Here is a 22157-nt window from a genome sequence, read left to right on the forward strand (position 1 = left end):
GAGACTGTGCGAACGACTTCTCCAAGGTCTTGAGTGCGCGCATCTTCTACCCCTTCATCAAGATCGCGAGCCATTGGTCGATGTGGACGGCGTCGCTCTCCCGTCAACGGTGGGCGACGCTACCAACATCTCGTTGACCTCGCCCGTCGACGGGCGACGGGACGTCGACGCAGCCACTCGGCCTGCGGCATCCGCCGTCGAAGGGTGGCGACGCACCCATCGGACACGGAACGCAATGCCTTTCGTCACGCGCGCGGAGAGGTGGCGCCGGCAGCATCGTGTGGTCGGCGACACCGGGCCGGCGAGTCCGACGGTGGCTGGCCCACGAACCGGGGGTGTCCTTGCACCGGCACGAGCAGGTGGGCTCGTAGCCTTGGGAGTTCCTGTTCTTCGTTTCGAGATGGGTTGCTGTGGAATGAACCGCTTTGCCCGGCGCAGGGTCGTCGCCGTCGTCTCGACCTGTGTGATGGCATCGGTACTGCTGGGCGCGTGCTCCGGCAGTGGCAGCGATGACGAGACAGCCTCCGATGGCAGTCGCGGCGGCTCTGACGAGCGGGCTGCTGTGGCGATGACCAAGCAGCCCCCTCGTGCCGTGAGCAAGGGCGCCTCGCAGATGTCGGTCAGCGCCAGTGCTGCCTTGTTCTCCTCGAGCCCGGTGGTCGTGCTCGTGGCGGGGTCGAAGGAGCAGGACATCGCCATGGCTTCGTCGGCGGGAGTGGCACTGGGCATCCCTGTTCTGGCGGCCGGTTCCCCGGAGCTGCAGGAGGAGATCGAGCGACTCGGCGCGACCACGTTCCTGACCTACGGCGATCTGAAGGGCGGGTGGGATCAGCTCGCCCAGAGCGATGATCGGCTCGCCGGCCCGCGAGACGTCGAGGAATTCGACGACATGCTCGACATCGACGCCGAGGTCTCCTCCGTTTCCGGCAGGAACCTGCTTGGCAAGGTCGCTGCACTCGACCCGATGGCTGACCCTGCGGTCCTCACGCACTCATCGGGCCGGGCCCCTTCATCGTCCGGGACCTCATCGACCTCGCCCTCGGCGGGCGGCTCGGGTGAGCTACCGCAGCTGAAGCATCCGCAGGATCGCTCCCCGGCGCTGGTGCTCGTCGACTCAGGCGATGCACACAGCGTGCCGGCGGTGGCGACCGCCCGCGCAGCAGGCGCCGAGGTCATCACCATGGACATCGCTGATCCACGCGCGAACGCCAAGAGCGTTGCTGCGGTGAAGAAGGCCGGGGACGCCACAGTCCTCGCGCTCGGCAGCGGCTTCGGCTCCTCCGACGTCTTCGCCGAGAACCTCTCGACCGCACGGACCGCTCCGCAGCTGCCGGGAGGAGGACAACTCGCCCTGCCCGGCAAGCTGTACGTCGCGCTGTACGGCAACGTGCTCACCGCTGACCTGGGCCTTCTCGGTGAACAGGACGCCCAGGCCAGCATCCACCGCGCCAAGGAGTACGCGACGAAGTACGCGGACATCAGTGAGGTCCCCGTCATCCCGACCTTCGAGATCATCGTCACGGTCGCCTCCGGCTCTGCGGGCGCAGACGGGTCCTACTCCTCGAAGGGCGATGTCGCCGACATCGAACCCTGGGTGAAGAAGGCGCAGGAGGAAGGCGTGTACGTCATCCTCGACCTGCAGTCAGGACGCGAGGACTCCCTCAGCCAAGCCAAGAGGTACGAGAAGCTGCTGACGTACCCCAACGTCGGTCTGGCCGTCGACCCGGAATGGCGCCTGGAACCGCACGAGCAACCGCTGCAGCAGATCGGCCACATCGACGCCGAGGAGATCAACCGGACCCAGGACTGGCTGGCAGACCTGGTGCAGGAGAACGACCTCCCGCAGAAGATCTTCACCCTCCACCAGTTCAAGTCGCACTCACTGCCCGACCGCTCCAAGATCAACTTCTCCACCCGTCCGGAAGTCGCAACGCTGCTGCACGCCGATGGCCAAGGCACTCAGGGACAAAAGCAGGACACCTGGCGCGTGCTGAAGCAGGACCTGCCCGAGAGCGCCTTCCTGGGCTGGAAGAACTTCATCGACGAGGACCAGCCCATGCTCACCCCTGAAGAGACGATGAACCAGGTCAACCCCATCCCGAACTTCATCTCCTACCAGTAGGCGACGAACACGATCGACACCGTGGACTCACCTCGGGGTGGGGCTCGGCGACGACACTCTCGCCGAGGGGCCCTACGACACTCCCTTCGGCAGCACGACCGTCGGCGGTGCCTTCGACCGGTTCTACGGCTTCGACCTGCTGGTCCACCGCTGGGACATCGGCCGGACCGCGGGCATCGACGTGGTCTTCAGCGACCGCGAGCTCGACCAGATCGAGGAGGCCATCGCCGGTTTCGGTGAGGCGATCCGGGGCGAAGGGGTGTGTGCGCCGGCGGTGGACCTCCCCGCCGACGCCTCCCGCCAGGAGCCGTCTCATCGGCCTCACCGGCCGCGACTCCCGCTGACTCGTCTGGCCCCCGCCTGTTTGCGCCCGTGCTCCCGGTGGTGGGGTGCGCGAGCGGTTTGCTGGGTTGGTCGAGGAGTGTGATGGGTGGTATGACCCGGATCCGGTGTGATGGGTGGGTCGGGGGTGGGACGTTACGTGCGGGGGTCGCGTTGTGCCACGATGTCGGGTGATATCTGCCCAGGGGCGCGTTGAGGACGTCCACGGGAGCGAGCGCGAAGGGTGGCACCTGTGGCTTCTCAGGACGAGACTGCCCGGGGTCATCGTGGGCCCGGGGTGCGTGGGGCGCATGCTCGGCGTGCGGCGCGTCAGGTCCGTCGGTACTACGCGCTGACTGCGGCCAGCACGATCGTTCCGGGTCTGGGGTTGATCCGCACCCGGCGCCGGGTGGGGCAGGGGCTGGTTGCCGTGTTCGTGGTCGCGTTCGTCGTCCTGGTTGGTTACCTGGTGGCCAGGGGGTTGATGGGTCTGATTCGTGTCGTGGTCAGTCGTAGCGCGTTGAGTGTGGTCATCTCGGTCCTGGTGGTCGTGGCGGTGGTGTGGATCGGGGCGATCCTGCTGACGGCCAGGGACAACATGCCCGAGGGCGCGCATGGTCGTCCGAAGGTCGCGATGGTGGTCTTTGCTGCGTTGGCTGCCGTGCTGGTCCTGGCGCCCGCGGCGCAGGCGGTGCGTTACGCGGTGATCCAGCACTCGTTGATCGGTAGTGTCTTCGACACGTTGCGTCCCGATGGTGCGGTGGGGCCCGGTGGTGGTCAGGACCCGTGGGCCGGTACCGATCGGGTCAACATGTTGTTGTTGGGGTCGGACGCCGGCAAGGGCCGGATCGGGACCCGGCCGGATGCGATCATGGTTGCGAGTATCGATCCGCAGTCCGGTGAGACGGTCTTGTTCGGGATCCCGCGCAACCTGCAGGACATTCCCTTCTCGCAGGACAATCCCCTCTCGCAGCTCTACCCGCAGGGGTACGACTGCGGTGACCAGTGCCTGATGGAGTTCGTCTGGACGCTGGGCAAGGACCACGCCGATCTCTTCCCTGATGACCCGAACCCGGGCCTGACGGTGACCAAGGACGCGGTCTCGCAGATCCTGGGTCTGGACGTGGACTACACGACGGTGGTCAACCTCGAGGGTTTCACCCAGCTGGTGGACGCGATGGGCGGCGTCGAGGTCGATGTGCAGGAGCGGGTCTGCATCGGGTGCAAGCTGGATGCGTACGGCAACGTGGTGGGGACCACGGGGTGGATCGAGCCCGGTGTGCAGCAGCTCGATGGCTTCCACGCGTTGTGGTACTCGCGTTCGCGGGCGGCTTCGCGTGATGGGGACTTCTCCCGGATGCGTCGACAGCGGTGCATGGTCGGAGCGCTGCTCAACCAGGTCAACCCGACGTCGATGCTCGTGCGCTACCCGGCGCTGGCCTCGACGCTGGAGGACAACGTGCGGGTGGACGTCCCCGAGCAGGACCTCGATGAGTGGGCCGAGCTGGTGCTGCGGATCCAGCACGGCGGCTCGATCAAGTCGCTGCCGCTGACCAACGACGTCATCGACGTCGTCAACCCCGACTACCCGAAGATCCACCAGATGGTCACCGACGCGATCACCCCGCCCGAGCCGACACCCCAACCCTCGACCTCCACCCCGACGACCCCGACCCCGTCGCAGACCCCATCGACCAGCGAGACCACCCAGGACACCCCCAGCGACATCGCCACCACCTGCTGAGCAGACCCGGCTGGCGGCCCCCGAAGTCGGGCTGCAGATGACACACGTCCCTGCACACCACCTCCGCGTCCCGTGTGCCCATCGGTTACCGGTGCTCTGACTTACGAGAGTGAGTCACCGTCATGGTCAGGTTGGTTTCGACGGTTCAGGTGTTGATATTCAGTAGCCGGTCCAGGTCCGGTGTGGCGCGATCGGTAGCGCGTAGGGCGGTGTGCAACTGCTGCGCCAGCGTGTGCATCTCGGCTTGGGCGTTCCGGCTGTGGGCTGCGAACCAGAGCTCTCCGCGGGGACCGGCAAAGACACGTCGCCAGTAGGCGGTGACGAAGACATTCGGTAATCGGTACAAGACGCGCAGATTCTTGGGGATCTCGGTGTTTCCGTGGGACTGCAAAGCCGTGAACCCCTGCCGGGTGGCGTTGACCATCAGGCGCATCGTCGCCTGGTCAGCGGCCAGTCTCCGAGCATCGACGTCGACGCGGTAGAGAGCGAAGGCGATCGGTACGACGAATGCGGCATGTCCCACCAACCAAGCGTCGATGTCGGCGCTGATCTGCGTGGTGAAGCCTGCCTCGTCGAGGAGTTCTTGCAGGCGCCGAGCCCGAGGGGTCCTGACTCCGCTCGGTTCGCCCAGCATCGTCTTCTGCTGAGCGATCAGGACGTACGTGACTGTGGGTCCCTCACACGACCCACCGACGGCTGGGAACCCGAACAGGGCACGCTGTCCGAGAGCCTCGAGCAGGTCCGTCTGACGGTTGGCTGTGTTGCCGAAGAACAGCACGTCCGAGCCATCGTTCATCGCGGTCAACATCGGCAGGGTGTCCGTGAACTGCTCGGCGCGCACCGACACGAGCACCAGGTCGAAGCGGTCGTCGGGGTCTGGCTGGCCGACGACAGTGACCGGAAGCCACGTGCGTTCCCCGGACTCGGCATTCTGAAGAATCACACCATGGGCTCGAAGATCGTCCAGACGTCTGCCGCGCGCCAGGAGAACCACCTCGTGGCCCGCCTCCAGCAGCCGGGCGGCGTAGACACTGCCGATGACACCGGCTCCGAGCACAAGGATCCGCACGCTGCACGCACCTCCTCAGACGTCCACTGTCAGTCAACCTACTGGACCGCCCCAAGCAACGACACCGACACCGATGAGTACGTCGACCGCCGTTATCCGGAGTTCGCGTCGCTGCAGACCGGTACCCTCATCAAACGGCGTCTCATGCCCATTAGTGACGTCCACCGAACTCCGCAACTTTCTTCATTGACGAGCTGAGAGTGACCACCATGGGCTCATCGAGTGACCAGTTCGACCCACGTCGGGAAGCGACGTCCGGCGAGAGCGAGGACGAGTTGCGCACACGGGCCCTCAACCGGCTCAAGGCCAAGAAGGCCCTAGCAGGACACGTCGTGCTCTACGTCGCCGTCAACCTCATGCTCGTCGTCATCTGGTGGGTCACCGGGGCCGGGTTCTTCTGGCCAGCCTTCCCTCTTCTGGGCTGGGGCATCGGGCTGGCATATAACGCGTGGGAGGTGATGTCGCCCCAGCCCGGCCCGGACGCCATCCGTGCCGAGATGGACCGGCTACGCAATCGGCAAAACTGAACCGGATCCTGCTCCGGTGGCCGCTGGGCTCGCGGAGCGTGCCGGTGCGGGATGGGCTCGCGGAGCGTGCCGGTGCGGGCTCGGCATTCGGTGATGGCGAGGGTCGCTGCGACGACCGCGTCAGTGCCAGGTGCGTGCGCCGTAGGCCGTCGCTCTACCGGGATTCTTCGATCAGGAACGGGGTGAGCTCTCTCGTGAGTTCCCTCGGTGCATGCTCAGCCATGTGGTGGCCGGAGTCGATGCCGCGTCCGCTGACCTTGTCAGCCCAGTCCTGCCAGATGATGAGCGGGTCGCCGTAGAGGTCTTCAAGGTCGTCCCGCATGGACCACAACACGAGGAGTGGCTGCTGCAGCCGTCGTCCCGCCGCCCGGTCTGCCCTCTCGTGATCGGCGTCGACGCTCAGGCCGGCCCGGTAGTCCTCCAACATCGCGCGGACGACTGTTGGGTCATGGATCGCGGCTCGCCATTCAGCGAAGTTCTCCGCGCCCATGACCTCACGGTCACCGTGGTACCACGCCTCGGGGTCGGCGTTGATCACCCGTTCGGGCACATCGGGTTGGGCGAAGAAGAACCAGTGCCACCAGGCGGTGGCGAATCGGGCATCCGCCCGATCCAGATGCTCGCTGATCGGTAGGCAGTCCAGCAGCGCGGCCCGTGTGACGCGTTCCGGGTAGTCCAGGGCCATGCGCAGGGCGTGGTAGCTGCCGCGGTCGTGACCCACGACAGCAAACGTCTCGTGCCCCAGCTCGTCCATCGCGGTGATCAGGGACCGGGCACCGGCTCGCTTGGAGTGGGGTGCATGATCCGCCGTCGGCTCCGGCTTGTCCGACCTGCCATAGCCCGGCAGGTCCGCGCAGACGACGGCCAGTCCCTGCTCGACCAGCAGGGGCGCCACCCAGTGCCACGTGCTCGAGGTTCGTGGGTGACCATGCAACAGCAGCACTGCCGGGCCGCTCCCCGCATGCCGAGTGAACAAGGACAGGTCACCAGCGTCGACCATCTCCTCGGTGAACCCGTCGAACATGTCCATGAGTGTGCCACCGAGCGCAGGGAACGAGGGACCATCCCGTTGAGGCTCCCGATCGCTCCACGAAACCGCCCCTGACCAGCAAAAACGCCCCCGACCGTGTCGAGGGCGTTCCGCTGAGCCGCCTATCGGAATCGAACCGATGACCTATTCATTACGAGAGGCGTCACCGCTAATTTCCGCCGTTCGTCAACCGCGAAAACCGCATGAAATGGGGACTATTCAAGTCAGTCGTGCCAAGCGTGGCGACTGTCATGTGCCCAACGTGTGCCCACGAATTCGGCCGCGGAGGGCCGTCGATCCGATAGCGGAGCAGCCTCGGCCGGAGGGTCGCCGGGTCAAGCGGCCCGCTGTCGCGAAGGGGTGGTGCACAGGTGCGGGAGCACCTTCCCGGACCGATGGTTCAAACTGCCACTTGAGGCGGTGGCCCGGAGGCCGGATCGTGTAGCGGCGGGTCGAAGGCACGAAGGGGGAGGCGTCTCGGCACTGGACCGGGGCGCTTTCGTCATGTCTGGCCGGGCGTGAGTGGGCGGCCGCGAGAACGGCCGCCAGGCCGCATGCGCAGCGGACGCCCGCGAAGCGGGCGGTCAGCGGCGACGGAGTCGCCGCCTTGAGTCAGTAGAGAAAGTTCTCACTGTTTGGGCCACTGCGGACTAGAAGTACGTCGACCCCGTACGGGGGACCAGTCACAGGAGTTGGGTACCGCTCCGCATGCCGTCCGACAGTGGACGTACCAATGGGCCGGGATAGCCGGCAGGCGACCTTGGTAGGCGTGGCAATTTCTGAGACTTGGAGGGGGCCCAGTGCCCTCGCTCCAGGCAGTCCTCGCCACGGCGCACGGTGAGAACTTGCCACTACGCGGACGCCTCGCACGGCTCGAAGTCTGACCGCCACTTCCGGGCTCCGGAGCCATCCGGCCCCATCCTGGGTAGCGCCCCGTCACCGGACAGATCACCGGACGGGCCTTACGGGACGCCCACAAGCCGTGCCGCCGTTTGTGCAAGTCAGCAGCGGGTGCGCCCCGAGAAGGTTCCGCCGATGGGACGGGTTCTGCGGCTCATCGTCGGCGTGTGTTTACGTCGGTCTGGAGTTCAACCACGGCTTATGGCCGGTGTCGAGCCTCCCATCCGATGCGGGCCGCACCGATGCCCATTAGCGCGGTGAGGGTGAGCCAAGCCGGGGTGAGCAGGGCGGGAGCGATGAGGGCAGCCGAGGCGGCGGCGGCGATGAGTCGATTGGTGGCTATCCGGTGGTGGTCGCGCCAGCGGTAGGCGACACATCCAGCTACCGCTGGCGGACATCACCGGTGGGAGCGACTGGAAAGACGCCCCACTGCTGAAGTCGCGCATGGCCGGCGGGTTCTGTCTGCGCGCACCCGCCCAAGGAGCGTGCAGCTACGCCAACATCTGCGAACACTGCCCCAGTAACCGCTCCGAGCCCTCCTCGCTGCCAATCCTGGCCGCACAACGAGTCGACGCCACCGCACTGGCCCAAGACGCACAGCGGCGAGGATGGGATCGACGAAGCCGAACGCCACCACCAGCTCATCGCCCGCCTCGATGCGCTGATCGCCGACACGGAGACACCCACCGGATGAACTGGAGTGAACACTCCACACCCTGGCCGACCAAGTCCGCCGCCACGAGCAGCAGCTCCGCAAGCTCCAAAACTGACTGCGTTAACCGGCCAATAGAGCAGCAGGAGCCGATTAGCCGGATAAAGCAACGACAACCCCTACAGCGAGGCCACGTTCAAGACCCTGAAGTACGTCCCGGTCTTCCCTGGCAACTTCGGATCGCTTCAAGACGCCCGGGCGTTCTGCGAGAGGTTCTTCTCCTACTACAACCACGAGCACCGCCATTCCGGGATCGGACTGCACACCCCGGCCTCGGTCCATCACGGCACCGCGAGCCAAGTCCGCGCCCAACGCCAGGCCACCCTCGACGCGGCCTACGCCACCAACCCCGAACGGTTCACCCGCAACCGACCCGAGGCGCCGAAACTGCCATCCGCGGCGTGGATCAACCAGCCCTCACAGGAGGCCCTCATACAGACCGCGTAACGAGACGTGTCTCATCGACCTTGACATCTTCCGGTCTGCCACTGGATCGAGCTCGAGAGCAAGGCAAGGGGCGGCGCTCACACCGTCCCCGCCCCCTACCTTGTTCTAGGCCTGGTGGTCGATCTCAGGCCGGAGCCTCCTGGGTGCGGGTCCCACGACGGCTGGACTCCAACATCGCGGTCACCGTGCGCGCGTCGTAGCTACCCACCATCCGACAACCATCGACGAAGAACGTCGGGGTCGCGTGGGCACCACTTGCCGCCGCGCTTTCGACATCTCGCTCGACCCTCGCTGCAACCTCCTCGCTGTCGAGGTCCTTGGTGAACGTCTCGACATCAAGGCCCAGCTCAGCCGCGTAGCTGATGAGATCCCCCCTCTCAAGCGCATGTTGCCGAGCGAAGACGAAGTCGAGCCACGGCCAGAACATGTTCTGCCTCGCGGCCGCCTCCGCGGCCCGCGCGGCGAGCGGACCGTGCGGATGGTGAGGGAGATGCCGCACGACGTAGCGCAGGTCATCACCGAACCGCTCGTGGAGGTCCTCCCATGAGCCAGTGGCGTGCGCGCAGAATGGACACTCGAAATCCACGAACTCCACCAGGGTGAGCTGCGCGTCCTCCGGACCGCGGATGTGATCCACCTCGGGATCCACCGGAGAGTCGAGCGTCATCGGCAGATCCGCAGTCTCCTCCCCCCACCGACGGGCCGCGACCTTGAAGATCGCCCAGCCCAGAAGGGTTGCGAGCACCATCGCCACAAGCACGCCCAGAGTCGCCTGGCGCCCCAGGTCCGAGGAGGAGTCGAAGGCGAGACCGATGATCAGCAGCGACACGGTGAAGCCGATGCCCGAAAGGGCCGCCCCGCCGAACACGCTGCCCATGCCCACCCCCTCGGGCAGTCGGCCTGCGCCCATCCGAACGGCGAGAAGCGTCGCGATCCCGATTCCGAGGACCTTGCCGAACACGAGCCCCGCGATGACGCCCCATGTCACCGGCGAGCCCAGCGAGTCGGCCAACACCCCACCGCGCAGGTCGATCCCGGCGTTGGCCAAGGCAAAGATCGGCACGATCAGCAGCGCCGTGGGGAGACGGAGATATTCGTGCAACCGTTCATTGACTGACACGCCCTTGGACAACCCCCGTCCGACGGCACGGGCAGACGACGCACTCGGGGACTGCCAGAAGTCGCGGAACAACTGCCGGGCGGCGACCACCTTGTGCCGTCGCGTCGGATAGGCCGGGATCAGAAGGCCAGCGATCATGCCCGCCAGCGATGCGTGTATGCCCGAGGACAGCGTCGCCAGCCACAGCACGCTGACAATCAGCACGTATGGAGCGGCGCTCCACTGCCGGGAACGGCCAAGCATCCACAGCGCGATGAGGCAGCCCAGAGCGACCAACAGAGGGGCGAGCCGGATCTCTTCGCTGTAGAACACCCCGATGATCGAGACCGCGAGGAAGTCGTCGACCACCGTGAGTGTCAGAAGGAAGACGCGCAGCTGCCCGGAAAGCCGGGGGCCGACAATCGCGAGAGCACCGAGCATGAACGCTGTGTCCGTTCCGACAACCGCTCCCCAACCCCGAAGCCCTTCGCCGCCCGAAGCACCGACGACCAAGACATACACCAGCGCGGGCACCGCCACGCCCGCAACACCGGCAATCGCCGCCAGGCGAGCCCGACTGCTGTCCCGCAAAGCCCCATGCGCAAACTCCTGGCGCACCTCGAGACCCACGACGAAGAAGAACACAACCATCAGCCCGTCGTTGATCCAGTGGTGCAGATCTAGGTGTACCCGGCCGACAGGTTGGTGACACTCCGGTTGGGTCGTTGACGTAAGGGAGGACCCCCGGGTGCGGTGGGTGATGTCTAAGTCGCCGACCGACCGGAGGTCCTCGTGTCCCACAGTAATGCCCGACTGACCGTGCGTGGTCGTCAGTTGTTGGTGGAGCGGGTCTGCGAGCAGGGGTGGGCTGTGGCCCACGCCGCCAAGGCCCAAGGCGTTTCCCGCCAGTGCGCCCACCGGTGGATCAACCGGTTCCGTCAGGAAGGCCCGGCCGGTCTGCACGAGCGTTCCTCGCGTCCGCACCACTGCCCGCGCCAGACCCCGGTCGAAATCGAAGAGCAGATCGTGGCCACCCGCCGCCAGGAACGTCGTGGCCAGGACTGGCTCGGTCCCGAGCTCGACGTGCCCGCCCGTACCGTCTCTCGGGTCCTACGACGCCATGGCGTGCCCTACCTGCGCGAGTGCGACCCGCTGACCGGGGAAGTCATCCGCGCGTCGAAGACCACTGCCGTGCGCTACGAACGCGAGCGTCCGGGCGAGTTGACCCACGTCGATGTGAAGAAGATCGGCAAGATCCCCCACGGTGGTGGGTGGAAGGCCCACGGACGGGCAATGGGTTCCACTGCGGCGAAGAAAAGGGCCCGCATCGGCTACGACTACGTCCACTCGATGGTCGATGACCACTGCCGGCTGGCCTACAGCGAGATCCTGCCCGACGAGAAAGGGCGCACCTGCGCCGGGTTCATCAAGCGCGCAGCCGCGTACTTCGCCGACCACGGCATCACCACGATCGAGCGGGTGATGACCGACAACCACTTCTCCTACCGCAACTCCCACGACGTGCGCGAGGCGATGGAGGAACTGGGCGCCACACACAAGTTCATCCGGCCCCACTGCCCCTGGCAGAACGGCAAGGTGGAGCGGTTCAACCGCACCCTGCAGACCGAATGGGCCTACCGAGAAGTCTTCACCAGCAACGACCAACGCTGCGCTGCCCTTGCGCCCTGGCTCGAGCACTACAACACTGAACGCCGCCACACCGCACTCGGCGGTCACACCCCGACCAGCCGACTGTCACCAACGTGATGGCCGGGTACATCTAGGTGCAACCCGAACGGACCGACATCGATCCCCACGCTCTGGTGCCACAGTTCGAAATAGGACGAGGACAGCGGCGAGTTCGCCCAGAGGAGCGCGAAGGTGGTGACGACGATGAGCAGCACGGCCGACCCGGACTCCGAGCGGAGCCATCGGCCAATGCCCAGCGGGGGCGAGCTTGAGCGAAACATAGTTGGATTCTGCCTGAACGTGCTGGCTAGTTGGTGCTGGCAGGACGTTCTTGACGCGTGTTCAGAAGTGTCACGAGGACAGTGCCTGGCGTGCGAAGGCAAGGACCTGGGCACGCATTACTTGGTGTCGCTCTTCGGCGCTGCCGCTCTCTATGAGGAAGCGTGCGAGTTGGGGCATGGTGTGCGGCCAGCAGGCGAGTCCGATCAGCACCATGAGCGTTGCCGCTGTGTCGTGGTCTGCTGGCCTGCCGAGCGCCTCGGCTTATGCCTCGACCTTCTTGCGGTAGCTCGGCCGGCGGGGATCGTCGTCGACTGGGCGGTCGCCGTAGTAAAGGGCCTCCCACAGCATCAGCCGAAGGAGGACCGGGTGCTGACGGTGGAAGTCGTACAGCCGCCCCACATAGTCAGCAAGGTCGCCTCCGGGCAGACCGATTCCATCAGCATGCTCAGCCTTCGCTTCGGTGACGACGGCCTGGAACAGGGCTTCCTTGCTGCCGACGTTTCCGTAAAGGGTCATGGTGCTGCCACAGCGAGGCGGTAGCCCTCTAGCTGTACTGACCCGACAGGTTGATCAAGCGGGTGATGGGCGGCTTGTTTCCGCAGGCGGTGTGGGGACGATGGTGGTTGTACTCGTGGAGCCATGCTGACAGAGCTTGGCGTCGCTGGGTCTCTGAGGTGTAGCAGCGGGCGTATCCCCACCCGTCGGCCATGGTTCGGTGGAAGCGCTCGATTTTGCCGTTGGTCTGCGGACGGCGGGGTCGGGTGCGGGAGTGCTGGATCCCGAGCTCGGCGCAGACATCGCGCCACAGGTGCGAGACGTAGGCCGATCCGTTGTCGGACAGCACCCTGTGGGTGGTGATGCCGCGGGCGGTGAACCAGGCGACGGCTCGGCGCAGGACAGCAGTGGCGGTGGCCGCGGTTTCGTTGTCGTGGACCTCTGCGTAGGCGACTCGGGAGTGGTCATCGATGACGGTGTGCACGAACGCGTGGCCCATCTTCGGGTTGCGGTGCTTGCTCTTCGGCTTGCCCGGGGTGGCTGCACGGTTCTTTCCGCCCTGGGCTCGGCCCACGAAGCGCCACCCGCCCCCGTCGGGGATGTTGCCGAACTTCTTGACGTCCACGTGCAGCATGTCGCCGGGACGCTCGTGCTCGTATCGGCGCACGGGTTCACCGGTAGCGCGATCGACGTGCGTCAACCGGTTGAGGTGGCACCGAGTGAGCACCCGGTGCACCGTCGAGGGCGCAACCCCCACGTGTGCGGCGAGCTGGACAGGGCCCAGGCGCTTGCGCAGCCGCAACGACACGATCCGCTTGGTCGTCGACGGGCACGTCTTGGCCGGCAGCGAGTGCGGCCGGCTCGAGCGGTCTCTCATCGACTCACCCGCTGAATACCGGTCGGCCCAGCGCTTGACCGTCGCCCAGGAGCACTGGAACCGGGCCGCGACCTCACTGATCGGCACTCCCTGATCGACGGCGAGCTGGGCGACCTTGAGCCGGTGACGCACCGTCAGAGCGGCATTAGCGTGGGACATGAGGGCCTCCTGTGAGTGGCAGTGATGACTTGGCAGTTCCACTCCACCGCAGGAGGTCCTTCCGCGCCACTGATCAGATCAGCGGATCGCAATCACTCAACCAACGTCCCGGGTCAGTACATCTAGCCTGGCGTCTGCGCACGCATGGCGAGCGCAAGTCCTGTGCGATCCACGCCGCCCCGCGGGCGCGGCCTGCTCTATGCGGGCTGCTTCTCCGCGACGACATCGAGCTGCTCGATCATGGGCTCCTCGAAGAGCTCACCCGTGTTGTCACCGAGCGCTTTCGCGACTTCACCCGACAGGTGCGCCTGGCGCCCGTCGTCGTCGGGAAAGGCGTCGAAGATCCCGAACGACGAGGGTCCGAACTGGATTCCGAACCACCTGACGGTCTTGGGCTCCCCTTCGACGATCGACAGCCCCTGGTTCAAGAAGTCGCGGACGTCGTCCTCCCTGCCGGGCAGTGCTTCGAGGCGTACCAGAAGCGCTTTGCTCACCTGTGTTGTCATCTTGGTTCTCTCCCTTGCTCGGTTCGCGTTGTCGCGATGATCAGAACGCCGCTACGGCCGCCTCGGCGACCGTCTGATCCTGCTCGCCGCTGCCGCCGCTCACGCCTACCGCCCCGACCACCTGACCGTCGCGACGGAGCGGGATACCGCCGGCGAAGGTCATCACCCTACCTTGGTTCGAGCCCTGGATGCCGTAGAACTGCTCGCCGGGCTGAGCATTCTCGGCCAGGTCCTTGGTGGCGATGTCGAAGGCGCGCGCCGTGAAGGCCTTGTTGATCGAGATGTCGACGCTGCCCACCCACGCGTTGTCCATGCGGATGTGGGAGACCAGGTTGCCACCCGCGTCGACCACCGCGACGTTGCTCGGCGGCCCGATCTTGCCCGCCTTACCTTGACCGTCGGCGATCACGCGCTGAGCGTCCTCGAGCGATACGGATTCGAGCTTGATGGTCACCTCCTGGTTGTGTGCCTGTTGAACCGAACTGCGTCGCCCGATCGGCTAACGCTGTCTCTCTTCAGTCGACGTCATTCTCCTTGCCGGGCTTGGCCTGCACGATCACCGACAGCGCAACCTCGATCATGTTCCCTCACCCGGCCCGGCTGAACAGTTCCACGATCGCGGAGTTGAAGGCCGGGAGATCGTCGGGCGAGCGGCTGGTGACCAGGTTCCCGTCGCGTGCCACCTCTTCGTCCACGACGTTCGCACCGGCATTGCGCAGGTCGGTGCGGATGCTCGGGTAGGAGGTCAACGTCCGGTCCGCTGCGACGCCGGCCTCGATCAGCGTCCACGGTCCGTGGCAGATCGAGGCAACCGGCTTGCCGGTGGCCATGAAATCGCGCACGAAGCCGACCGCGTCGGAGTCCACTCGCAGCTGGTCGGGGTTCACCGTGCCGCCGGGGAGCAACAGGGCGTCGTAGTCATCGACCGAGGCCGACTTGACCAGGGCATCGACTGGAAACGTTCCGGCCGCATCCAGGTCGTTGTTGCGGGCCTGGATCTCGCCGTCGTGCAGTGACAGCAGCTCGGTCGTGGCCCCGGCATCCTGCAGCGCCTGTCTTGGCTGTTCCAGCTCCACGCGCTCCACGCCGTCCGCCGCCAGGATCGCGACCCGCTTGCCGTTCAACTCGTCTGCCATGTTCTGCTCCGTTCTGTGAGAGGTGGCGGCCTGCCCGTGCGGGCAGGGCCTCCCGCTGGCCCTACCGGTCAGCGTGGGGAGGAAGGGGTCAGCGGCCCGCTGATCCGGCCTGCTGGGGCTTGAGGATGACCTTGGTCCAGCCGTCATTGCGCTCATCGAAGTTCTGGTAGGCGTCGGGGGCCTGGTCCAGGGACAGGTTGTGGGAAACGATGAAGGACGGGCTGGCCTTGCCGGCGGCGATGAGGTCCCGCAACTGGCGGTTGTACTTCTTCACCGGGGCCTGGCCGTTGCCCATGGTCTGGCCCTTGAACCAGTGCAGGCCGTAGTCGAAGGCGACCTTCCCCTGCTGGGCCATCTCGTCCGGGCCGCCGGGGTCCTGGGGCAGGAAGACGCCGACCACGCCGATGCCGCCGGTGAACCGCACCGACTGCACCAGACGGTTCAGGGTCATCACCGGGTCCTCGGTGCCCTGCGGGTCGTGAGCCTGATAGCCCACGCACTCACACCCACGGTCCGCGCCCAGGCCCATCGTCTGGTCGAGCACGAACTGCACGGGATCTGTCGTGGAGTCATCGACCGCGATCGCGCCGATCTGTTCAGCCAGCCGCAGCCGGTCCGGGTGGCGGTCGACCACCATCACCTTGGCCGCGCCCTTGATCGTGGCCGACAGGGCCGCCATCAGCCCCACCGGGCCGGCGCCGTAGATCACCACGGAGTCCCCGGGCACGACACCGGCCATCTCGGTGGCGTGGTAGCCGGTGGGGAAGATGTCGGAGAGCATGACGTAGTCGTTCTCCTTCTCCTGGGCGTCCTCGCCCAGGCGGAGGCAGTTGTGGTCGCCGTAGGGCACCCGCAGCATTTCCGCCTGCCCGCCCGCCCACGGGCCCATCGCCGCGAAGCCATAGGCCGCGCCGGCCGCTGCCGGATCGGGCTGGGTGGTCAGGCAGTAGTTGGTGAATCCGCGTTCGCAGTTCTTGCAGAACCCGCAAGAGATGTTGAACGGCAGGACCACCCGCTCACCGACCTTGACCTTGTCGACGCCGTCGCCGACCTCGATGACCTCGCCCATGTTCTCGTGCCCGAACGTGCGACCGGTCTCGAAATCGGTGCGCCCCTCGTACATGTGCAGGTCTGAGCCGCAGATATTGGTGGCGGTGATTCGCACGAGGACGTCGGTGGGTCGTTCGATCTTCGCGTCTGGGACGTCGTTGACACTGACGTCGCGCGGTCCGTTGTACACAACAGCTTTCATGGGAAACTCCTGATGAGGTGTGCTGGAAAGCCTGCGACCCCACGGGGTGCGAGGGCTGTGCGAGCTGCCTGGTTTCGACTACGGCCTTTCATGCCCAGTCTTGCGATAGCCATGCGCCCAATGCCATGACGTGTTTCCTCCGCCCCATCAGCCGGGGTCTAACATTGCTGGTCATGGAGCTCCGACAGCTCCGGTACTTCGTTGCCGTAGCCGAGGAACGGCACTTCGGGCGGGCCGCCCGCAGGCTGCGCATCGCCGCGCCCTCGCTGTCCCAACAGATCCAGGCCCTGGAACGGGACCTGCACATCACCCTGCTCGAGCGCAGCCCGCGCAGCGTGGTCCTCACCCCCGCCGGGGAGGTGCTGCTCGAGCACGCCCACGTCCTGCTGGCGCGGGCCGAACGTGCCCGCAACGAGGTCCAGTGCGCCGACGGGCGGCATCGGCACCTGGAGCTGCGCGTCGTCCCCGCCGTCGAGTACGTCTTGAATGGCTCCCTGCACCACCTGTCCGGGCCGGCCTCCGGCCTGGAGGTCACCACCGCGACCGCCACCGGCAAGGAAGCCATCAAGGCGGTCCGCGAGGAACACATCGACGCCGCCATCGTGTGGGTTCGCTCCACCCAGGACCAGGACCTCGCGGGGACCGCCCTGCGCGAAGTACCGGTGCACCTCGCCCTGCCAGCCGGACACCAGCTCGCCGCCAGGCAAACGATCCCGGTCGCCGACCTCGCCGCCGAGACAATCGTGATGTTCCCCCGCGACCTCTTCCTCGGCATCTGGGACCACGCCATCGGCCACCTGCTCCCCGCCGGCCTGTCTCACCCCGATCAGGTGCTCACCCAACCGGATCTGATCAACGCTCCAGAAGCCGTACTCCGCTCGGTCGCCGCCGGTCACGGAGTGGCACCGGTCGCCCCGGCGATGGCCGAGCACGTCCCGGTCCCCGGGATTGTCGTGCGGCCCCTCGTCCCGCCCCTGCTGGTACCCCTCGAACTCATCTGGCGCGAACCCGCCCACCCCGCACTCCAAGACGTCGTCGCGCTGCTCGCCGGCACCGAGGTGTAGGAGCCGGCAGGAGCGGCAGAAGTCGTCGAATGAGGCCCGGGCGCTCATCGGCACGGTCGAGACTGCCTGCGACAGATGAGTGCGTTGACGCCACGGACCTGTCCCGGGTCGCCCATGAATGAGATCGGCCGTTGTGGGTACCGCCCTCACGATGACTCCGAACTCTGACATCGCGGTGATCGGCGCCGGCATCGTCGGCCTGTCGACGGCGTACGCGGCCCAGCAGCAGGGCCTCTCGGTGACGGTCTACGACAGCGGCCCCCCGGGCGGTGGCCAATCCGCGGGCCAGGCGCGGGTCTTTCGGCACGCGCACGACGACCCACGACTGGTCGCCATGGCCGCAGACAGTCGTGAGACCTGGCGGGAGTGGGAGGAGGACTTCGGCGCCGAGTTGGTTTCCTCCGACGGAGCCGTCGCACTGGGCCCCGGCATCGACGACAAGCTCGACGTGCTGGCGGGATTCCCACAGCTCCCGGTGCGTCGCATCGGCCACGACGAGCTCGCCGAGGCAATGCCCCTCCTCGCGCCGTTCGACGGCCCGGCGATGCTCGACGAGACCGGCGGCTCGATCCGGACGCAGGCCGCGATCGGCGCGCTGGCCGATCGGCTGCGCGACTCGATGGTCACCGACCACGTCCTCACCCTCCGGCAGACCCGTAGAGAAACCGTGGAGGTGCGCACGGGCACCCGTTGCCAAGAGCACGGCCACGTCGTGGTCTGCGCCGGACGTGGGACGGCCCCACTCGCCCGCGGGGTCGGGCTCTCGCTTCCGGTCCGACTCGCCGCTCATGTCCGCGTGACCTTCGCCGCCACCGGCCCTCCGCCGCCGCGGGTGGCGACCCTGCAGGACAGCAGCGGGGAGTTCGGTGAGACCGGGATCTACGCGGCGGCCTACCCCGGCAACAGCCACTACGCAGTCGGGCTGAGCGAGACCGTCCAGGTCGGGGAGGACGGCAGCTTCGCCGAACCCTCCGAGCTTGCGCAGCTCGCCCAGCGCGCCGCCGCCTACACCAAACGGGCGCTGCCCGGGCTCACAGCGACCCCGGTGGAGTTCGTGCATTGCTGGGTCACCGAACTGCCCTGGAACGAGGACGCCGTTGCCGTGTGGCAGTCCCCCGCGGCCTCCTTTGTCGCGGGGCACAACCTTTTCAAGCAAGCCCCGGGCCTCGGGCGGGCCCTGGTCGAGAGCGTCACGGACGGCCGGTTGCCCACCCACCTCACACCCGAGGCCAGGCTCGGCGAGCCCCAGGCCACCTCGTAGAGAGGCAGCCTGGCGGAACGGTCGAACGCGTGTGCGCACACTGATGACCAGGAGTCTCCGCAACGGGTCTCCTTGCGGAGACGAGCTTCGCCGAGACGGCTGTCTTCGATAGCCGTTCCCGCCGGTTGGGGATCCGCTATCGGTGATCTCCTCTGGGCACGTCTGGCAAAAACTCTGGTCACGGCGCTCGATTTTCTGGAACAGCATCGTCGGGCACGGCATCGTGGGTGGTGCGGATCAACCACAGGCGCACACACATGGACGGGATTGTCCAGGGGGTCGGCTCCCCACCCGGGCCTGACGGCTCGCTCTCATCGACGGCCGTGACAGAGACTCACTGACTGGATCCGCATCCGCACCCACTTCCGGGTGTGCCCGGCGTTTGAGCGGCTCTGGAACGTCGGTGACCACGTATCGCCGCTCACCCCACAGTCTGGGTGTGCCGCGCGGATCCCAGAGCCGCACTCCGGTCCGCGTGGCACACCCTCTTTGGTTGGGAGGGGACCGTGGCCACCACAGACACGCCCGTCCCTGCCGCTGGCGAGGACCGCTTCCCCGGCTTCGGTGAGGACGCGCCGCTGGACATTCCCGATCTCAACCACCCCGAGAACGCGAAGCTGCTCGCCCAGCGGATGCGCGACGGGAGCATGGATGACTTCTCCCAGGCCCTGGCCGCCACGCGCAACTGCGCCCACCCCGTCCGGCTGGCCGGGTCCTCGGTCACCGTCGACACCACCACCGGCGAGGTCGTCTCGTCCTTCGATGCCAGTGACCTGCCCTTCGGGGTGCTGCACCGTCCGTGCGGCAACCGCCGTGCCTCGGTGTGCCCGGCCTGCTCACGCACCTACGCCCGCGACACCTACGCCCTCATCCATGCCGGCATCTCTGGCGGCAAGAGCGTCCCCGACCAGGTGCGGGACAACCCGCTGCTGTTCGTCACCCTCACCGCCCCCTCGTTCGGGCCCGTCCACGGCCACCGAAACGGGAGGACGTGTCGGCCCCGGCGACGCGACGACCGCACCCGCTGCCCCCACGGTCGGCCGTCATGGTGCACTCGGATCCACGACCGGGACGACGAGATCAACGGGGCGCCGTTGTGCTTCCAATGCCACGACACCGCGTCGGCAGTGATGTGGCAGTGGCACGCCCCCGAGCTGTGGCGGCGCTTCACCATCGCCCTGCGCCGCGCCGTCGCCCACCACCTGACCGTCCCCGACTCCCGCCTGGGTGAGCACGCGTCGATCCAGTACGCCAAGGTCGCCGAGCACCAGACCCGGGGCCTGATCCACTTTCACGCGCTGATCCGCCTCGACGGACCCGCCGCCGGCGGCACCGGTTCGCCCGCTCCCCCATCGCTGGACGGCGACGCTCTCGCCGCCCTCGTCCGACAGGTCGTCCCGACCGTGACGACCATCGCCGAGCCGGTCGACTTCGAGGACACCCCTCGGGTGCTGGCCTTCGGGACCCAGGTCGACGTGCGTACCGTTCGGGCCGGCTCGCGCACCGACGACCCGGTCGGCCCACTGACGCCCGATCAGGTCGCCGGCTACCTGGCCAAGTACTCCACCAAGGACTCCTCCGGTCTGCACGGACGCGGTCAAGGTCGCCCGCACATCCTCGCCCTGCGCCGGCAGTGCGCGGAGATGGCTGCCCGGGCGGCGGCCTTCCACGACCGGGACCACGACTACCAACGGATGGGCAAGTGGGTGCACTGCCTGGGCTTCCGTGGCCACTTCGGCACCAAATCGAGGCGTTACTCCCTCACCCTCGGCGCGCTGCGCCGTGCGCGCTCGCGATGGCAGGCACTGGCTGCCGAGTCCCGCCGCACCGGGCAACCCCTCGACACCCGCGACCTCGAAGCCCGGTTGCTCGCCGATGACGCAGAGGAGACCACTCAGGTCGTCGGCACCTGGACCTACGTCGGCACCGGCTGGCGCGACCACCTCGAACAAGCCCTCGCCCTCGCGGTCGCTGCCCGCGCCCGCGAGTACGACCTGTGGAAAGCGGAACGGCGAAGGGCTCGATCTGGGCTAGAGAGAGGAGATGGCGATGCATGAGCAGGACACGAGTGAGGTGCCGACATGATCGAGCGTCGAGTCCTGGACTCGGGGCGAGTGCGTTGGCGGGTTCGGTACCGGACACCGGAGCACCGTCAGCGCTCCCGGACGTTCGACCGGCGTGCGGATGCCGAGGCATTCGAGGACGAGCTGCGGGGTCGGATGCGCCGTGGGGAGTTCGTCGACCCTCGACGTGGACTGGTGACGCTGACGGCTCTGTGGTCGGAGTACGAGCAGGGCGGGATGACCCACCTGCGGGCGACGACACAGCAGAACTACCGCATGGCATTTCGACACGTGCTGAACCACTTCGGCACGTGGCCGGTCGCGAAGATCGAACACGCCGATGTCGCGGAGTGGGTGACCTCCCTCGGGAAAACCAAGGGCCCGGAGACGGTGCGCTACGCCCACCGAGTCTTCTGCCTCGTCCTTGACTTCGGCATGCGGACCCGGCGCCTGAGTCACAACGTCGCTCGTGGCGTGCGGTTGCCAACGAGGCCACCATCGCGCGAGCGGATCCTGACCATGGCCCAGGTCGAGGCCCTCGCGGCACGCCTCGGTCCTGAGGGCGACCTCGTGCTGGCGATGGCCCTGCTCGGTCTGCGGTGGTCGGAGCTGGCCGCCCTCAAGGTCTCGGACGTCGACCTCGAGCGGGGCCGGGTCCGGGTGGTCGAGCGAGCCACCGAAGTCGGCGGTCGGATGGATGTCTCTGCTCCGAAGTCGCGGGCCTCTGCGCGCTCGATCGGGCTCCCACCCTCGATGCGGGAGGTGCTCGAGGCCAGGACCGCGGGTCGGTCTGCGGATGCGTTGGTGTTCCCGGCTCCGGACGGTGGCTACCTGCGCAACGGGAACTGGCGGTACCGGTCAGGATGGACGGCCGCGCTGAAGGCAACGGGGCTCGAGGGGGTGACGCCGCACGACCTGCGGCGCACCTTCGGCAGCTTGGCGAGGAAGGCCGGCGCGGACCTCCGCTACATCCAACGGGCGATGGGCCACGAGTCGATCACCACCACGGCGCGAATCTACGCGCACCTCTACGACGACGAGCTGGACGAGATCGCGGCAGCGCTGGATGGCCTGCGGGGAGCCCAGCCATGAGCCCCCTTCGCCACCTGATGTGCCCAAAGTGTGCCCATTTCGGCCCCGCCGACCTGCTCTTGGCGGCACTTGCTGGTCTGGTCGCCGTCCTTGCCGGCTCGACGAAAACCGCCTCTGATCAGCAAAAACGCCCCCGACCGTGTCGAGGGCGTTCCGCTGAGCCGCCTATCGGAATCGAACCGATGACCTATTCATTACGAGTGAATCGCTCTAGCCGTCTGAGCTAAGGCGGCGTGCGCCGAGGCGCGCTGCACGAGTATACGTAAGCGGTCGGGCGGGGTGAAATCGCCGGCCGACCGGACCCGCAGAG

At 67.0% G+C, this 22157-nt stretch carries 18 protein-coding genes, 1 tRNA gene and 2 pseudogenes; 10 read left to right on the forward strand and 11 right to left on the reverse strand.

The genetic code is table 11. The features are described 5' to 3' along the window. Positions 1 to 568 precede the first annotated feature (568 nt). The 3 genes from V1351_RS12880 to V1351_RS12890 all read left to right on the forward strand — a co-directional run bounded on the left by V1351_RS12880 (position 569) and on the right by V1351_RS12890 (position 4187). Complete coding sequence (locus V1351_RS12880; protein WP_338748606.1) at positions 569 to 2122, forward strand: hypothetical protein; 1554 nt, start codon at positions 569 to 571, stop codon at positions 2120 to 2122. A gap of 37 nt (positions 2123 to 2159) precedes the next feature. Beyond that, on the forward strand, positions 2160 to 2549 hold the full coding sequence (locus V1351_RS12885; protein ID WP_338748607.1) for a hypothetical protein: 390 nt from the start codon (positions 2160 to 2162) through the stop codon (positions 2547 to 2549). A gap of 147 nt (positions 2550 to 2696) precedes the next feature. Continuing rightward, complete coding sequence (locus V1351_RS12890) at positions 2697 to 4187, forward strand: LCP family protein (RefSeq protein WP_338748608.1); 1491 nt, start codon at positions 2697 to 2699, stop codon at positions 4185 to 4187. Between the two features lie 145 nt (positions 4188 to 4332). Here V1351_RS12890 and V1351_RS12895 read toward each other — a convergent pair whose 3' ends face one another. Beyond that, a complete protein-coding gene (locus V1351_RS12895; protein ID WP_338748609.1) occupies positions 4333 to 5256 on the reverse strand; it encodes a ketopantoate reductase family protein in 924 nt (307 codons plus the stop codon). 209 nt (positions 5257 to 5465) lie between these two features. On the opposite strand from V1351_RS12895, the gene V1351_RS12900 reads away from it, so the two are divergent. After that, the gene (locus tag V1351_RS12900) at positions 5466 to 5783 is read left to right on the forward strand and encodes a 2TM domain-containing protein (RefSeq protein WP_338748610.1); all 318 of its coding nucleotides are present in this window, start codon (positions 5466 to 5468) and stop codon (positions 5781 to 5783) included. A 154-nt stretch (positions 5784 to 5937) separates the two neighbouring features. Here the strand turns inward: V1351_RS12900 and V1351_RS12905 are convergent, their stop codons facing one another. Next, entirely contained in the window at positions 5938 to 6807 is an 870-nt protein-coding gene (locus V1351_RS12905; protein ID WP_338748611.1) for an alpha/beta fold hydrolase, read from the reverse strand. A gap of 1723 nt (positions 6808 to 8530) precedes the next feature. Here V1351_RS12905 and V1351_RS12910 point away from each other — a divergent pair. Beyond that, positions 8531 to 8872 (forward strand): annotated as a pseudogene (locus V1351_RS12910) (integrase core domain-containing protein); the annotation flags it as partial. A gap of 124 nt (positions 8873 to 8996) precedes the next feature. Here V1351_RS12910 and V1351_RS12915 read toward each other — a convergent pair. Then, positions 8997 to 10664 (reverse strand): annotated as a pseudogene (locus V1351_RS12915) (Na+/H+ antiporter NhaA); the annotation flags it as partial. A 99-nt stretch (positions 10665 to 10763) separates the two neighbouring features. Between V1351_RS12915 and V1351_RS12920 the strand changes: the two are divergent. Then, on the forward strand, positions 10764 to 11738 hold the full coding sequence (locus V1351_RS12920) for an IS481 family transposase (RefSeq protein WP_338748613.1): 975 nt from the start codon (positions 10764 to 10766) through the stop codon (positions 11736 to 11738). Here V1351_RS12920 and V1351_RS12925 read toward each other — a convergent pair. From V1351_RS12925 to V1351_RS12955, 7 genes are all read right to left on the reverse strand, one after another. Further along, positions 11705 to 11941, reverse strand: a complete 237-nt coding sequence (locus tag V1351_RS12925; RefSeq protein WP_338748614.1) for a Na+/H+ antiporter NhaA — start codon at positions 11939 to 11941, stop codon at positions 11705 to 11707. The genes V1351_RS12920 and V1351_RS12925 overlap by 34 nt on opposite strands. 262 nt (positions 11942 to 12203) lie before the next feature. After that, the gene (locus tag V1351_RS12930) at positions 12204 to 12458 is read right to left on the reverse strand and encodes a hypothetical protein (protein WP_338748615.1); all 255 of its coding nucleotides are present in this window, start codon (positions 12456 to 12458) and stop codon (positions 12204 to 12206) included. A gap of 28 nt (positions 12459 to 12486) precedes the next feature. Further along, positions 12487 to 13473, reverse strand: a complete 987-nt coding sequence (locus V1351_RS12935) for an IS481 family transposase (protein WP_338747709.1) — start codon at positions 13471 to 13473, stop codon at positions 12487 to 12489. 197 nt (positions 13474 to 13670) lie between these two features. Beyond that, positions 13671 to 13979, reverse strand: a complete 309-nt coding sequence (locus V1351_RS12940; RefSeq protein WP_338748616.1) for a putative quinol monooxygenase — start codon at positions 13977 to 13979, stop codon at positions 13671 to 13673. Between the two features lie 40 nt (positions 13980 to 14019). Beyond that, positions 14020 to 14433: a GlcG/HbpS family heme-binding protein gene (locus V1351_RS12945; protein WP_338748617.1), complete on the reverse strand. Its 414-nt coding sequence runs from the start codon at positions 14431 to 14433 to the stop codon at positions 14020 to 14022. A gap of 133 nt (positions 14434 to 14566) precedes the next feature. Beyond that, positions 14567 to 15115 carry a type 1 glutamine amidotransferase domain-containing protein gene (locus tag V1351_RS12950; protein ID WP_338748618.1) on the reverse strand — a complete coding sequence of 183 codons (549 nt, stop codon included), beginning with the start codon at positions 15113 to 15115 and terminating at the stop codon, positions 14567 to 14569. Positions 15116 to 15203: 88 nt separating this feature from the next. Continuing rightward, a complete protein-coding gene (locus V1351_RS12955) occupies positions 15204 to 16367 on the reverse strand; it encodes a glutathione-independent formaldehyde dehydrogenase (RefSeq protein ID WP_338748619.1) in 1164 nt (387 codons plus the stop codon). A gap of 173 nt (positions 16368 to 16540) precedes the next feature. Here V1351_RS12955 and V1351_RS12960 point away from each other — a divergent pair, with 173 nt between their 5' ends. The 4 genes from V1351_RS12960 to V1351_RS12975 all read left to right on the forward strand — a co-directional run bounded on the left by V1351_RS12960 (position 16541) and on the right by V1351_RS12975 (position 21847). Then, positions 16541 to 17431, forward strand: a complete 891-nt coding sequence (locus V1351_RS12960) for a LysR family transcriptional regulator (RefSeq protein WP_338748620.1) — start codon at positions 16541 to 16543, stop codon at positions 17429 to 17431. A 151-nt stretch (positions 17432 to 17582) separates the two neighbouring features. Then, entirely contained in the window at positions 17583 to 18692 is a 1110-nt protein-coding gene (locus V1351_RS12965; RefSeq protein WP_338748621.1) for an NAD(P)/FAD-dependent oxidoreductase, read from the forward strand. A 506-nt stretch (positions 18693 to 19198) separates the two neighbouring features. After that, positions 19199 to 20749 carry a replication initiator gene (locus tag V1351_RS12970; RefSeq protein WP_338748622.1) on the forward strand — a complete coding sequence of 517 codons (1551 nt, stop codon included), beginning with the start codon at positions 19199 to 19201 and terminating at the stop codon, positions 20747 to 20749. A 24-nt stretch (positions 20750 to 20773) separates the two neighbouring features. Beyond that, a complete protein-coding gene (locus tag V1351_RS12975) occupies positions 20774 to 21847 on the forward strand; it encodes a tyrosine-type recombinase/integrase (protein ID WP_338748623.1) in 1074 nt (357 codons plus the stop codon). A gap of 159 nt (positions 21848 to 22006) precedes the next feature. On the opposite strand, the gene V1351_RS12980 is transcribed toward V1351_RS12975, so the two are convergent. Next, a tRNA-Thr gene (locus V1351_RS12980) sits at positions 22007 to 22080 on the reverse strand. Positions 22081 to 22157 lie beyond the last annotated feature (77 nt).

This window comes from Janibacter sp. A1S7 (assembly GCF_037198315.1).
GTDB classification, from domain to species: Bacteria; Actinomycetota; Actinomycetes; order Actinomycetales; family Dermatophilaceae; genus Janibacter; species Janibacter alittae.